This is a genomic window from Hymenobacter elongatus, from assembly GCF_004745955.1.
In the GTDB taxonomy this organism is placed as follows: domain Bacteria; phylum Bacteroidota; class Bacteroidia; order Cytophagales; family Hymenobacteraceae; genus Hymenobacter; species Hymenobacter elongatus.
This window is the reverse complement of the sequence record NZ_SRLD01000065.1, coordinates 1-12065: the sequence shown is the minus strand read 5'-3', so window position 1 is coordinate 12065 and position 12065 is coordinate 1. Positions and strand designations below refer to the sequence as shown.

The following is a 12065-nucleotide window of genomic DNA, read 5'->3' as shown; positions in this document are numbered from 1 at the left end:
CCTGGCTCAACCGCTTCCGCCACCTGCTGATTCGTTGGGCCAAAAAACCCGAAAACTATCTGGCCATGCTCCATTTTGCTTGCGCTCGAATCACCTGGTATAACTGCCTATTTGGATAGGCTCTTAGAAGGCACTTGGAGATTGATAGAAAAGCCCTTTGTGTCATGCTGAGCTTGTCGAAGCATCTCTACCGCCAAAGTAACCTGATTACCGTTGCGGTAGAGATGCTTCGACAAGCTCAGCATGACGGCCAGAACCACTTTTTCTGTAGTTGGGAACAAGTCTACTCTCCGGGCCGGCACGGTGTGAGGACGTAGCTCTACCTCTAGAATCCTGATCTTGCCGGTACTGCCTACTCCTACTGCTATGCCCCTGCTCCCCACGCCTCCGCCCAGCCGACTGTATACCTGGCCGGTTCGGGTGGTGCTGACCATCTACTCCGGCTGCTTTCTGATCGGGACCTACACGCATGCCGCGGGCTTGCTGCGGCTGGGCTGGCTGGCCGCCCCGGTGCCCGTGGCTATCGGCATCTACTGGGATGCTCTCACCGTGCTCGATCCGCTGGCGGCGGTGCTGGTGTGGTGGCGGCCACGGGTGGGTATTGGGTTGGCGGTGGTCATCATGGCCTCCGATATCAGTGTCAACACCTATGTATATCTGGCGGGGTACTTCGGGCCGCCCGTGGCGCACCTGGTGCCCGTGACGCTGCTGGAGCAAGCGCTGTTTGGGCTGTTCGTGTTCGTCACCGCGCCGGGGGTGTACCGGAGAACCAACCGACTGTAGCTGCTTTGCGCCAGGGCCTGCGGCTAGTAGCGCTTAGAAGCTGTTTGAGTTAGCGTAAGAGCCGTCAAACCGGTGTAGCATACTTGCGTCTTGTCGTTGAACGAAAATCGTTGTGCCGGCGTGGCCGATGAGACGTAAGTATGCGTCTCTACATCGTTTCAACTCTAACTCAAACAGCTTCTCAGGTGTATATAATGCTTTCTTCGGACAGCACGCCTGCTCTGGCGTCCGCGCAGTCGGAGCAGGACGGTTTTTTTCTCTGCGTGCTGTTCGCGCGGCTTGGTAGCGCAATCAACCAGAAAGAATCGGGTGGGGCTACAGCTTCGCGTGCACCTGCACGCTGCTCAGCCAGGTGCAGGCTTCGGCCAGGGTGTCGAACATCGCCACCTGGGGCTTCTGGCGGATGGCCCGCGCCAGGGTATCGATGTTGCTGCGGCAGTCGAGCTGCGGACTGACTACCCAGGCCACGTACTCCAGGCCCAGCAGGGTCGTCAGGGGCAGGTAGCTGTCGGCCACCCAGGCCACCAGTTCCCAGCTGGTCTGGGTCACGTTGGTGTTGTCGTTGAGGACCTTGGCGCAGCCCGTGGCTTCGAGGTAGTCCGTGAGCTGCCGGCACGCCTGCTGCACGGCAGTCAGGTGTTGCACGCCCTTCCAGTCCAGATACAACCAGCCGTAGTGCTCATCGTAGCTGGCCTCAACAATCTCGGACTGGAATACGGGAATAAGGGCCATCGGGAGCGGAGATTGGGAGCGGGCAATTCGGGTCGGGCTGCTTCGGGCAACTGGCAGCGGCAGCGGGGTAGCAGTTGTTCTTGTCAATAGACTTGTTCCTGAATAAAGCGAAACGAAAAAAGGACGTCATGCTGAGCCTGTCGAAGCATCTCTCCCGCAACAGTACTCTCAACCATGCGAACGAAGCGGGAGAGATGCTTCGACAGGCTCAGCATGACGTCCTTTTTTATGTCACTTCTAATTCAGGAACAAGTATAATATATAAAACCCTCTATATCCTGTTATGGTTTCCCCCGAATAATCTGAAGAGCCATGGGTGCGTGAGGTTGTCTGCAAAAGTCGAAACGATTCTGCCGGCTCCGACACCTAGCCAGGACGCTGGAAGTAGCAAAACGCGCCCCGCCAGGCCAGCCCCGACGGCGCAGGTGCGTACTCGGCGTTAGAACGCGTCGAAGCAGGGATACCGGCGCTGCCGGAATATCTTGCCGTCTTTGAGCTCAAAGATCAGGCAGAGCTGGGCCGCCAGGCGCTGCCCGCGCACGAGGGGGCCAATCTCACTGGTGATGGTGGCCTCCCAGCGCCCCTCTATCAGGATGCTGCCATCGGCACAGACCCGGGTGCTGTGCACCGCAAACTGCGGATCGTGCAGCAGCTCGCGGCCAATGCGCAGGTTGTCGATGATGTCGGAGAAAGTACGCTGCTGGAGGGTTTTGTAGAGAATATTGGGGTATTCGGTCTGGATTACCTCGGGGTGCAGCACCGCCGCGTAGGCGGCCGGGTCCGTGGCCAGGGCCTCACTGAGCTGGATATAGGTATGGATGACAGCGAGATGCTCGTGCATAGGACAGGGCAGGACGGGTGAAGTAAAGCGTCAAGATAGAGCAAGACCGCAACATTGCGCACAGGCCGGCGGACTTTGTGTAAGGCCTTGAAAAGAGAAAGCAGGGTAAGCAACACGGCCACAGCAGCTCCCGAAACCGTAGAAGGCAGGCTACACCAGCTACTTTCTCACTTTTTACCTTCCGCACTATGTCCCGCTTCCTGTTGTTGTTGCTCCTGTTCGTGTCGGCCGGCTGGGGCCAGCCGCTCGCAGCAGCCCCCGCCGAAGAGCTACCGCCCCGGCCCTCCCCGTTCCGCTTCGTAAACGACCAGGCGCAGCTGCTGAGCACGGCCGACGCCAAAACCCTGGAAAACGGTCTGCGCCGCTACGCCGAGACTACCGGCACGCAGCTGGTAGTGGTGCTGGTGCCCACCCTGGGCGGGCGCGACGTGGCCGACTACGGCCGGGCGCTAGGCGAGGCCTGGAACGTAGGCCAGCGCGACAAAAACAACGGCCTGATTCTGCTGGTAGGGGCTCAGGAGCGCACCATGACGATTCAGGCCGGCTCCGGCTTGCGCAGCGCCATTACGCCCGAGCTGACCGCCCGTGTTATCACGCAGCAGCTGGCTCCGAGCTTCAAGCAGGGCAAGTACTACGCGGGCCTGCGCGAAGGCCTCAACACGCTGATGCTGGCCGCCAACCCTGCTTCGAACCCTCAGAAGAACCTACCGGCCACCACTACAGATGCAGCCGAAGCTGAAGCTGCCGGGGCTATGCCGCAGCAGGAGCAGGAGCAGGAGCAGACGGCCACCGCCCTCCCCGAACCAGCCGCCGCAGCGGCCCCTACGATGCCGATGTCGGCCTCGCCTGCCGAGCCGGAATCTTCGGGCTTCGGGCTAGGAATAGGGGCGCTGTTGGTAGGGGCTTTGGTAATTGGCGGGGCTTTGTGGCTGTTGCTGAAGCTGTTCCGCCGGTTCAGCCGCCCAGCCCCGGCCGCTGCCCCCACGGTAGCACCTTCGAATCCAGCTCCCGATTTCCTGCCAAACCAGCCCCGCCGGGGCCCCGCGCCGGTAGGTGGGCAGCCGCAGCCGCAAGGGCCCGATTTCCTGGGCAATCGGGGCGGTGGCGGCATGGGCAGCGGCATGGGCGGCATCCTGATGACCGGGGCGGCGGCGGCGGCCGGTGCCTACCTGGGCAACCGCATGGCGACGGGTGGTAACGATTCGCATCAGGGCGGCCAGCTCTCGCCGGACAATCCTGCTGCCTCTCCCAACCAGGATGCTGCGGCCGGGGCCGCCACGGGCGGCGGCTTCCCCGCCCTCGACGACTCCGCCCCTGCCGACAACAGTCCGGCTCCTGATTACTTCACGGAAGAAGCTGCTGCCCCCGATTACTTCACCCCCGACGACAATTCGTCCTCCTATGATGATCCTTCCTCGGGCGACTCCGGAGGCGGTGACTTTGACGACAGCAACAACAACAGCGGCTCGTGGTAAAGCCCGCCGCCCGTGTCAAACAGAACAGCCGTTCCGCACCGGGGCGGCTGTTCTGTTTGACGTGGGTTTGGGAGATATACCAGGCCTGACGGCTACTTCCGGAGCATGGCGCGGGCTGAGGTTGCCAAACGGCAGGTTCTGTTTACTCTGACGCCCGGCCGGCCGAAGTATCTCGCATACAGCAGCATTATCCTGCGGGGCGCAGCAACGCGCAGCCGAAGTATCCCTTGCCGGAGTGGTACTCGAAGCTAGGGTGGCGGTAGCAGTACTTCGACAAGCGGACGCCAGAGCAAGGAGGCCTGTTGCAGCCTTGTATGAGAAGCTGTTTGAGTTAGTGAAAAATTTCCGGACCGGTCATGCTGAGCGCAGTCGAAGCATCTCTACCGCTTCGCAGGAGTCGTTCAACGAAGCGGTAGAGATGCTTCGACTGCGCTCAGCATGACCGTTTTCAACAACTCAAACAGCTTCTAAGAACCTGAATCCGCTTCTACTGCTGGCCCTCCATCGTTTCGAAAGGCAGAGCCACCTCTATATTGGGCGTTTTGGGGAACGACAGAAAATGGGTGACGCGTGGGGGTATCTGCCCCGTATGAAACTGGCGTACTTGCGCTTCTATCACCTGGTCTTCGCGCGTGAAACGGTAGTGCTGCCGCTGGTGCTCGCCCCAGGTAGCCACGTAGAAGAACTCCGTAATGCGCGTAACATCGGCTACGTCGCTATAGACGCCGGCCCGTAGCGACCCATCCCGGAGCCGGAGCCGCGTCAGGCGGGCAGCGGCCTGCCGGAAAGCGGCCAAGTCGGGCACGGCTACGGTGTATTCTATCATCACTACCACCGGGCCGTCGTCCGGATCGATGCTGCCTTGCACTTCCGGATCGGGCCAATGACCGGCCGGGGCCAGGTCGAGGCCCTCCGCCGAGCGCATCGGAAACGGCAGCGCCAGCAGCATACTGGCCAGCATCCAGCCGGCCGTGACCAGCAAGGCTACCTCCAGGCTGGCATGGTCGGCCAGCTCGCCCCAGGTGATGCTGCCCAGCGAAATCCCGGCCTGAAACACGAGCATATAGATGCTCACGACCCGAGCCTGCACCCATTTGGGCACGTGCAGCTGAATGGTGGTGCTGAAGCTGGTCATGACCATGAGCCACGCTATACCCGAAACAAACATCACCGGATACAGCCAGTACACATTCGTCACCAGCGCCAGGCACAGATTGGTGCCTACATAAACCAGACTCCCCAGCAGCACCCGCTGGTTGAAGTTCAGCCATTTGCCGGCGCGGCCCATCAGCAGGGCCCCGGTAATGGCCCCCGCACCCAGCCACGAGAGCATACTACCGTAGGCGCCCGAACTCAGGTGCAGCTTGCGGGCAATAACCACCGACAGCAGGCCCCACATGGCACTAGCCCCGAAGGCGAAGGCAAACGTGCGAAACAGCACCGCGTAGATGGCCGGTGAATAGCGCACATACCGCATGCCGGCCCGTAGCGCGCCCGTGAAGTTTTCGGCCGGACCAGTAGTGGCTTCCTCGCTTCGTTTCCAGGAATACACCACCGCGAAAGTCCCGAGGAAGGATACTCCATTGAGCAGGAATACCCAGCCCGAGGAATAATAGGCAATGATAACTCCGCCCACGGCGGGCCCGATAGCACGAGCAATATTGTTGCTGACTCCATTGAGGGTGATGGCAAAGGGCAGCACCGGGCGAGGCACCAGCTCCGTGGTCACGGTTTGCCACACCGGCGCGTTTACGGCTACGCCCAGCCCCAGTAAAAACGTAAAAGCCAGCACGCCCAGGGCCGATACCTCGCCCACCAGCGTAAGGACACCCAGCAAAAAGGCGACGACAGCCATAAACCCCTGAGTGAAGAGCAACAGCTTGCGCCGGTCAATCAGGTCGGCCATGGCGCCGGCGGGCATGCTCAACAAAAAGGCGGGCATGCTGGTCGCCGTTTGCATCAGGGCGACCAGCAAGGCCGAGGTGGTCAGCGTCGTGACCAGCCACACCCCGGCCACGGTCTGCATCCAGGTTCCTATGTTGGATACCACCGAAGCCAGCCAAATAGCTCGAAACAAGGTGTAAGTGAAGGGTGTCCAGAGCGTGTTTTTTGCATCCGGGGCGGCAAGGAGAGTAGAGGTAGGCATTAGCAGTATAAAGGTAGAGGTGCCGGGCTATACAACCAATAAGCCCGGCAACTAGCCTGGGCAAGCTACTTGCGGCCGTGAGGTATAGCCGTGTGGCATTCTTGCCACTGCTTGCGGGCCAACCGATCTGGCGGGGTGGCGGCCACGTGCTGTACCGAGTATCCCGCCCACCAAAAACAGTTCAGCCGCACTTTCCGGCGAAGGAAAATGCGGCTGAAAACAGGCTCACCCGAAGACGATGGATGCGGGTCTTTATTTGTTGCGCGTGGGCGGATCTACGGTAATAACGCCTTTGCGCGGCGCGGCTTTCATCTTCCGCTTCGCCTTGCGACGGGCCGCCCAGCGCCGGAAAAAGCCGGGCTTCCGGTGTTTTTTGCGGCCTTTGTAGCGCTTGTAGTTGGGGCGCGGCACCGAGCCAGCCTCTACGCTGGCTTCCGTGGTGGCAGCGCTACTGATTTCAGGTTCGGCAAAAGCGGGACCGGGGTCGGCCAGCGTCAGGATGACGAGCAGCAGCGAGAGCAGGAGTTTGTACATAGCGAAGACGAAAAAGTGAGGTGTGTTCTTCGCGCATACAACCTGAACTGTAGCATTATCCTGTTCAGTTAGCTTGCCGGGCGAATCCTGCCAGTCCTACTAGCGAATACTATACCAGTATGGAAATGGTATTTTCATCAAACGCAGAAAAGTTCAGGCTGGATTCACTTTACCGGAATAATTCGTGGGCCGCAGTCTGTAATACCCACACCGGCGCTTTTTTTAGAAGGAGTCGAAGCAGTTGTAGGTGCGCTGTTGAATGATCTTACCGTCTTTCAATTCGAAGATCATGCAGAACTGCGCCGCCAGCAGCTGCCCGCGCACCAGCGGCCCAATATCACTGGTAATCGTAGCCCGCCAGTGCGCCTCTACCATAACGCTCCCGTCGGCACATACCTGCGACCGATGCAGCTCAACGTGCGGCTCCACCAACAGCTCCCGCCCCGCCCGGATGTTATCAAGGATATCTTGGAACGAGCGCCGCTGTAAGGTTCTGTTCAACAGGTTGGGATACTCAATCTGCTCCACATCGGGGTGGAGCACTTGCGCATACGCCGCCGGATCTGTTTCCAACGACTCGCTCAGGCTCAAAAATTTTGTGACGGCTTGTAGCTGCTCAGACATAGGAGTGGGGAAAAGAGGTAGAGTGGAACCCCAAGATAGAACAAGAACAGCGTTTGGGGCCACTCCCGCGCAGGGTATCGGTGCCGTTGCGCCGGCCCTTGCTGCTGCCCCAGAAGGGGCAATAGCTCTGGGGGTGGATGGCCACCCAACCTCGTGGGCCACGGCCCGCGCACTACGGGGCAGCTACCAGCGGCAGGCCCAAGCCCGGGCACGCAAAAGCGCTGGAACAACTCACGGACGCTACTTGATTCGCGTGTAAGTTATTCCAGCGCTTTTCTACTGCCTGAGTCTACAGAAAGCACTCGTTAGAGATGCTGTCTGCGGTGGGTCGCTGCTTATCTGTTCCGGGTGGGCCGATCTACTCTGATGGTAGGCTGCGCGGCGCGGTGCTTGCGCTTGCGCAGGGCCTTGCGGCGCAACGACCAGCGCCGGAACACGCCCAGCTTTTTGGCCCGGTGCCGGCTATTGCCCCGGTACGCTTTGTAGTTGGGCCGGGGCATTGCGGCGGTTTCCGTTACAGCGGCTCGGTCGGCCACGCTGGCCGAAGAAGTTGCCTGCGTCGACAGCGGCTCCAGGAGCATGAGCAACGCGCACAAGAGGATGAGTAGTTTTTTGTACATAGCCAGGATTAAAATGTTGAGGATTTCATTCTTCCATCCCAATACAGAGCCTAAGTCCTATTACGAGGACCTTTGACTACCCTAAATTAAGATTTTAGGGGTAAAATATCCTAATTCGTTTTGTTAAATATTTTATTTCGCAATTAAACACAAATTGATCTTTTCGAAGTATATAAACACCCAGACTTTGACAACAATCGGAAGTATATATTTTTATTTACACCTTTTTCGGTCCGCTTAGTGCTGGGCCCACACGAAGCGCGTATGTCGAGGAAGCCTTAAGGAAGTTGCCGCTGTTTGGGGTCCGGCCGGCTCTTTATTCTCCCTCTTTCTCTCCTCTGCTCATGAACATGCACTACATCCGGCGCGGCACTGGCAGGCCGCTATTATTGCTTCATGGGCTAGGCGGTAGCTGGCGTTCCTGGAGCCCTATTTTTGAGACCCTGGCCGCCGAGCGGGATGTCATTGCCGTTGACTTGCCGGGCTTTGGCAACACGCCTCCGTTGAGCGGCGACGTTTCCATTCGTACGCTGGCCGATGCGGTGACTTCTTTCCTGCGCCAGCACGATCTGCTGGGCATCGACGCGGTGGGCAGCTCGATGGGGGCCCGGCTGGTGCTGGAGCTGGCCCGGCGCGGCGGGGTCGTCGGGGCGGTGGTTTCCCTGGATCCGGGCGGCTTCTGGCGGGGCTGGGAAATACCGTTCTTCTACGCCAGCGTGGCGGGCTCCATCCGACTGATTCGAGCCTTGCAGCCCGCCTTGCCCACCCTGACCCGCAGTCCGGTTAGCCGCACCCTGCTCTTCGCTCAATTTTCGGCCCGCCCATGGCGCATTGCCCCTCAGGTAGCCCTGGATGAGCTGCGCAGCTTTGCCGCCGCGCCTTCCTTCGACGAACTGCTCTACACTCTGGCCTACGGGGAACGGCAGCAGGGCGCGCCGGCCGGCTCCATCACCGAGCCGCTGGTCATTGCCTGGGGCCGCCAGGACCGGGTGTGCCTGCCCCGCCAGGCTCCCCGGGCGGTGGCGCTTTTTCCTGGTGCGCATCTGCACTGGTTCGACGCCTGTGGTCATTTTCCGCAGTGGGATGCCCCGCAGTCAACTGTTCGCCTCATCCTGCAGGTTACCGGCCGGGAGCAGCTGCCGGGCGCAAGTTCCGAGGTTACGGCCAGGTCCGGCGTGTCGAACAAGGTGCTCATAGCAGCCGCCCTGGCGGTAGTAGCCGGCGTGGCGTGGCTGGTTAGCGCCCGAAGAAAATAGCCCGCAGCGCCAGTCTAGACCTTTGTTAAACTGCAGCCACAAGCCACCAACCGGCAGACAGCGGCGTTTTTACGCCGGATACTGGCCAAGCTGCTCTATCGGGTACTATTGAGGTGGTCCGGTTAGGCTGAACAGTTTAGGGCGGTAGTTGGAAGAAGGTGTTGGTGAGCGTAATAGGGCATCTGATAACCGATGGCCGAGTGCAGCCGCTCGTGATTACACTAGTCAACATACTCGGCGATGCTGGTCTGCGCGTCCGAGAGGTCGGCAGATACAGGCCACTCGCGCAGTTCGAGCACCTCCGTTTTGAGGCACGACCACAGCCTTTCGGCCTGGGCATTGTCATAGCACTCGCCCCGGCGGCTCTGGGAGCGGACTGCACCGTGTCGCGTCAGCAGGGCGCGGTAGGCCTTGGCGCAGTACTGGCCGCCCCGGTCGGAGTGCACGAGCAGGTCGGGGGTGGGCGGCTGGGCCAAAAAGCCCCGTTGCAAGGCCGTCGTAACGAGCTCCTCGGGCATGGTAGCCATGACGTGCCAGCCCACGACGTGCTGGCTGGCCACGTCCTGCAAGGCACACAAATAGGACCAGTGGCCGTCGGCGAGCGGCAAATAGGTGCTATCCGATACCCACACGCGGTTGGCCTGCGTGGGCGCGGGCTGGCCGAGCAATCGGTTCGGGGCGCAACGCAAGCCGTGCGTCGAGTCGGTGGTGCGCGGGGTGTAGGCCTTGGACTGCAGCGCGCGCAAGCCCCGGCGGCGCATGGCCGTACGCAGGCGCTGGCGGCCCACCCGGTGCCCGTTCTGGCGTAGGGCTACCTGCCGCCGACGCGTCCCGTAGCGGCGTTTGTGGTGCCCAAAGACCTTCCCTAAGGCTGTTTCCCAGGCCGGTGTTGCCGGCCCCACGGCCCGCTGCTCATGGGCCCGCCAAGCGTAATAGCCGCTGGCGGGCACGCCCAACCCCTGGCAAAGTTGGCGCACCGGATGCTGGACCTGCTCGGCGGCGATAAAACGGTAGCGGCTCATGGCGGCAGCGGGGGCGAAAAGATGGCAATGGCTTTTTTTAAACTGGCCAACTCCTGCGCCTGCCGCCGGTTATCGGCCCGCAACTGGCGCAATTCGGCGGCTGTGGCCGGCTCCAGATTCGCTCCCGCGGCGGCGGCGGCCGGGGTTTGCACCGCTTTCTGCCAGTCGTAGATCAACTTGACGCGGATGTTCAGGGCGCGGGCGGCGGCGGATGCCGAGCGGCTTTGACTGGCTAGGCGCAAGGCCTCGGCGCGGAAGGCGGCGTCGTACTTGACCCGCTTGTCGATTTTGTCGGTTGGATGCTGGGGCATGGTAAAGGAAATATACCTCCCAATTCTGTCCCGGTTAACTAGACCACCTCATAGTGGCTGCTTTGTAGTGGTTCGAAGCGCCGATCCGCAGCTCGTGAAGTGGATACATCCTAAGTACGGACTCATAACCACGACCACAGCAACATTTCTTCACGTCTGGACCGGCATCGTACTTATGGTTGAACTTGAAGAACGCACCACCGTTCGCGGTTTTTTAGCTGGTTTGTGGCAGCGTAGTCAGCCGTAAGGCAAGCCCACACCGCAGCCTTTTGTGAGAAGCGGGTCGGGTTCTACCAACCCCTGCTGCCCCGCCACCGGTATGGAGATCATATCTTTACTACGCACTGTTATTCCTTTCTAGCTGTCAATTATTCCATATATGAAACATCTCATGAATGGGCTGTTCTTGCTAGGCTTTATTCTGGCATCCACCGTCAGTGCCGCGCAGGGTATTCTGCTCAAGGGCAAAATTATTGACCAGGTCATCGTACCCGCACCGCCTGGCGCGCCGTGGCCGCCGTACTGGCCTTGCTGCTGGTGAGCGGCGTAGCGTGGTGGAACCAGAGGCTGAACCCCGCCCGCACCATCTCCGCACCAGCGGCAACCGTCGCCACGCGGGCTCCCGTTCACCCGCCCGCGCCTACTGAAACTTCCGCTCCCGCCGCCGAACCGATAGTGACCATTGCCCCGGCTCCGGCAGCAGCGCCCGGCCTGGTAGCGGCCCGCCGCGCCGTTGAGCCCCGGCGCACCACTCGCGTCAGGCAGCGGCCACAGCCACGGCTGGCCGCCGCCCGGCCACCCGCAACGGCAGCACCAGTACTGGCCGACGCGGCCCTGGACGCGCCAGCTGCGCTCAGCACCACTCCCGCCACCCAGGCAACAGCTCCGACCAGTTCAGCCGTAACGGCGGCCGTAGCAACCGACACGCTACCGAACGGGGCCGCCGTGGCCGCTACCAACCAACAGCTGGCCATCGAGGAGCGCACGGCGCGCAGAGCAACCCTGCCACCCGCCCCGGTTGTGAGTCCGCTGCCGGTGGGCGGTTATATTGTGTTGCGCGAGTATCTGCGGCGTGAAGCGCTATTCGTGCCGGAGCCGCCGGCCCGGGAGCTCTCGGGCAGCGTGCGGGTACGCTTCACGGTGATGGCCACGGGCAAGCTCGAGAACTTCCGGATCGTGCGTGGCATGCGCCAGGACTACGACTCGGAAGCCATCCGGCTGCTGTGCGAAGGCCTGGCCTGGCAGCCCGGTGCCGCCAACGGCCGCCGCGCCGACCAAGTGGTAGAAGTCAGCGTGAGCTTCTGAAGCGCTTGGTTTCAGAGGACGCACGGTATTTCGTAGACGGGAGTTCCACACCGACTCTAACGGTCGGTGTGGAACTCCCGTCTGGCCTTGAATTATCTTCCTCACCCCACTTGCGCCTGCCTCACCGCAGCTTTTTATATTACAAGAGTCTCTATGAAGCTGTTCAGGAATCCAATAGAACGTCAGGTCGACCAGCGGGAGGCATCTCGCGTGCAAGGGTAATTTGATTACTACGGCACGCGAGATGTCTCCCATTGGTCGACATGACGTTCTATTGGATTTTAGCGACTAGACTTGTTCCTGAATTAGGACCCGATGCTAAAATTTGGCTGTCATGCTGAGCTTGTCGAAGCATCTCTACCGCAATGCTACTTACCACCGCGGTAGAGATGCTTCGACAAGCTCAGCATGACGGC

13 protein-coding genes and 1 pseudogene are annotated in these 12065 nt (G+C 60.8%); 6 read left to right on the top strand and 8 right to left on the bottom strand.

Going from position 1 to position 12065, the window contains the following annotated elements; all coding sequences use genetic code 11:
• A pseudogene (locus E5J99_RS20095) lies at positions 1–119 on the top strand (IS5/IS1182 family transposase); the annotation flags it as partial.
• A gap of 247 nt (positions 120–366) precedes the next feature.
• On the top strand, positions 367–783 hold the full coding sequence (locus E5J99_RS20090; protein WP_135499603.1) for a hypothetical protein: 417 nt from the start codon (positions 367–369) through the stop codon (positions 781–783).
• Positions 784–1098: 315 nt separating this feature from the next.
• On the opposite strand, the gene E5J99_RS20085 is transcribed toward E5J99_RS20090, so the two are convergent.
• Both E5J99_RS20085 and E5J99_RS20080 read right to left on the bottom strand, forming a co-directional pair.
• A complete protein-coding gene (locus E5J99_RS20085; RefSeq protein WP_135499602.1) occupies positions 1099–1515 on the bottom strand; it encodes a hypothetical protein in 417 nt (138 codons plus the stop codon).
• Between the two features lie 439 nt (positions 1516–1954).
• The gene (locus E5J99_RS20080) at positions 1955–2356 is read right to left on the bottom strand and encodes a nuclear transport factor 2 family protein (RefSeq protein WP_135499601.1); all 402 of its coding nucleotides are present in this window, start codon (positions 2354–2356) and stop codon (positions 1955–1957) included.
• 188 nt (positions 2357–2544) lie between these two features.
• On the opposite strand from E5J99_RS20080, the gene E5J99_RS20075 reads away from it, so the two are divergent.
• Positions 2545–3831: a TPM domain-containing protein gene (locus tag E5J99_RS20075; RefSeq protein WP_135499600.1), complete on the top strand. Its 1287-nt coding sequence runs from the start codon at positions 2545–2547 to the stop codon at positions 3829–3831.
• 487 nt (positions 3832–4318) lie between these two features.
• On the opposite strand, the gene E5J99_RS20070 is transcribed toward E5J99_RS20075, so the two are convergent.
• From E5J99_RS20070 to E5J99_RS20055, 4 genes are all read right to left on the bottom strand, one after another.
• On the bottom strand, positions 4319–5977 hold the full coding sequence (locus E5J99_RS20070; protein ID WP_135499599.1) for an MFS transporter: 1659 nt from the start codon (positions 5975–5977) through the stop codon (positions 4319–4321).
• A 252-nt stretch (positions 5978–6229) separates the two neighbouring features.
• The gene (locus tag E5J99_RS20065) at positions 6230–6511 is read right to left on the bottom strand and encodes a hypothetical protein (protein WP_135499598.1); all 282 of its coding nucleotides are present in this window, start codon (positions 6509–6511) and stop codon (positions 6230–6232) included.
• Between the two features lie 222 nt (positions 6512–6733).
• On the bottom strand, positions 6734–7135 hold the full coding sequence (locus tag E5J99_RS20060; RefSeq protein ID WP_135499597.1) for a nuclear transport factor 2 family protein: 402 nt from the start codon (positions 7133–7135) through the stop codon (positions 6734–6736).
• A gap of 335 nt (positions 7136–7470) precedes the next feature.
• Positions 7471–7755 (bottom strand): hypothetical protein, encoded by a 285-nt coding sequence (locus E5J99_RS20055; RefSeq protein WP_135499596.1) that lies wholly within the window; start codon positions 7753–7755, stop codon positions 7471–7473.
• Positions 7756–8099: 344 nt separating this feature from the next.
• Here E5J99_RS20055 and E5J99_RS20050 point away from each other — a divergent pair, with 344 nt between their 5' ends.
• Entirely contained in the window at positions 8100–9011 is a 912-nt protein-coding gene (locus E5J99_RS20050; protein WP_135499595.1) for an alpha/beta fold hydrolase, read from the top strand.
• Between the two features lie 221 nt (positions 9012–9232).
• Here E5J99_RS20050 and E5J99_RS20045 read toward each other — a convergent pair whose 3' ends face one another.
• A complete protein-coding gene (locus tag E5J99_RS20045) occupies positions 9233–10033 on the bottom strand; it encodes an IS3 family transposase (protein ID WP_135499594.1) in 801 nt (266 codons plus the stop codon).
• The gene (locus E5J99_RS20040) at positions 10030–10344 is read right to left on the bottom strand and encodes a transposase (RefSeq protein WP_135499593.1); all 315 of its coding nucleotides are present in this window, start codon (positions 10342–10344) and stop codon (positions 10030–10032) included. Before E5J99_RS20040 ends, E5J99_RS20045 begins: the two co-directional genes overlap by 4 nt.
• Positions 10345–10723: 379 nt before the next feature.
• On the opposite strand from E5J99_RS20040, the gene E5J99_RS21500 reads away from it, so the two are divergent.
• Together E5J99_RS21500 and E5J99_RS20035 are read left to right on the top strand one after the other, a co-directional pair.
• Entirely contained in the window at positions 10724–10885 is a 162-nt protein-coding gene (locus E5J99_RS21500) for a hypothetical protein (protein ID WP_167852260.1), read from the top strand.
• On the top strand, positions 10855–11649 hold the full coding sequence (locus E5J99_RS20035) for an energy transducer TonB (protein ID WP_135499592.1): 795 nt from the start codon (positions 10855–10857) through the stop codon (positions 11647–11649). Before E5J99_RS21500 ends, E5J99_RS20035 begins: the two co-directional genes overlap by 31 nt.
• Positions 11650–12065 lie beyond the last annotated feature (416 nt).

Coding starts and splice junctions, on each gene's coding strand:
- E5J99_RS20040 (WP_135499593.1), bottom strand. CDS start 10,344: ATGCCCCAGCATCCAACCGACAAAATCGACAAGCGGGTCAAGTACGAC.
- E5J99_RS20065 (WP_135499598.1), bottom strand. CDS start 6,511: ATGTACAAACTCCTGCTCTCGCTGCTGCTCGTCATCCTGACGCTGGCC.
- E5J99_RS21500 (WP_167852260.1), top strand. CDS start 10,724: ATGAAACATCTCATGAATGGGCTGTTCTTGCTAGGCTTTATTCTGGCA.
- E5J99_RS20085 (WP_135499602.1), bottom strand. CDS start 1,515: ATGGCCCTTATTCCCGTATTCCAGTCCGAGATTGTTGAGGCCAGCTAC.
- E5J99_RS20075 (WP_135499600.1), top strand. CDS start 2,545: ATGTCCCGCTTCCTGTTGTTGTTGCTCCTGTTCGTGTCGGCCGGCTGG.
- E5J99_RS20050 (WP_135499595.1), top strand. CDS start 8,100: ATGAACATGCACTACATCCGGCGCGGCACTGGCAGGCCGCTATTATTG.
- E5J99_RS20055 (WP_135499596.1), bottom strand. CDS start 7,755: ATGTACAAAAAACTACTCATCCTCTTGTGCGCGTTGCTCATGCTCCTG.
- E5J99_RS20060 (WP_135499597.1), bottom strand. CDS start 7,135: ATGTCTGAGCAGCTACAAGCCGTCACAAAATTTTTGAGCCTGAGCGAG.
- E5J99_RS20045 (WP_135499594.1), bottom strand. CDS start 10,033: ATGAGCCGCTACCGTTTTATCGCCGCCGAGCAGGTCCAGCATCCGGTG.
- E5J99_RS20070 (WP_135499599.1), bottom strand. CDS start 5,977: ATGCCTACCTCTACTCTCCTTGCCGCCCCGGATGCAAAAAACACGCTC.
- E5J99_RS20090 (WP_135499603.1), top strand. CDS start 367: ATGCCCCTGCTCCCCACGCCTCCGCCCAGCCGACTGTATACCTGGCCG.
- E5J99_RS20080 (WP_135499601.1), bottom strand. CDS start 2,356: ATGCACGAGCATCTCGCTGTCATCCATACCTATATCCAGCTCAGTGAG.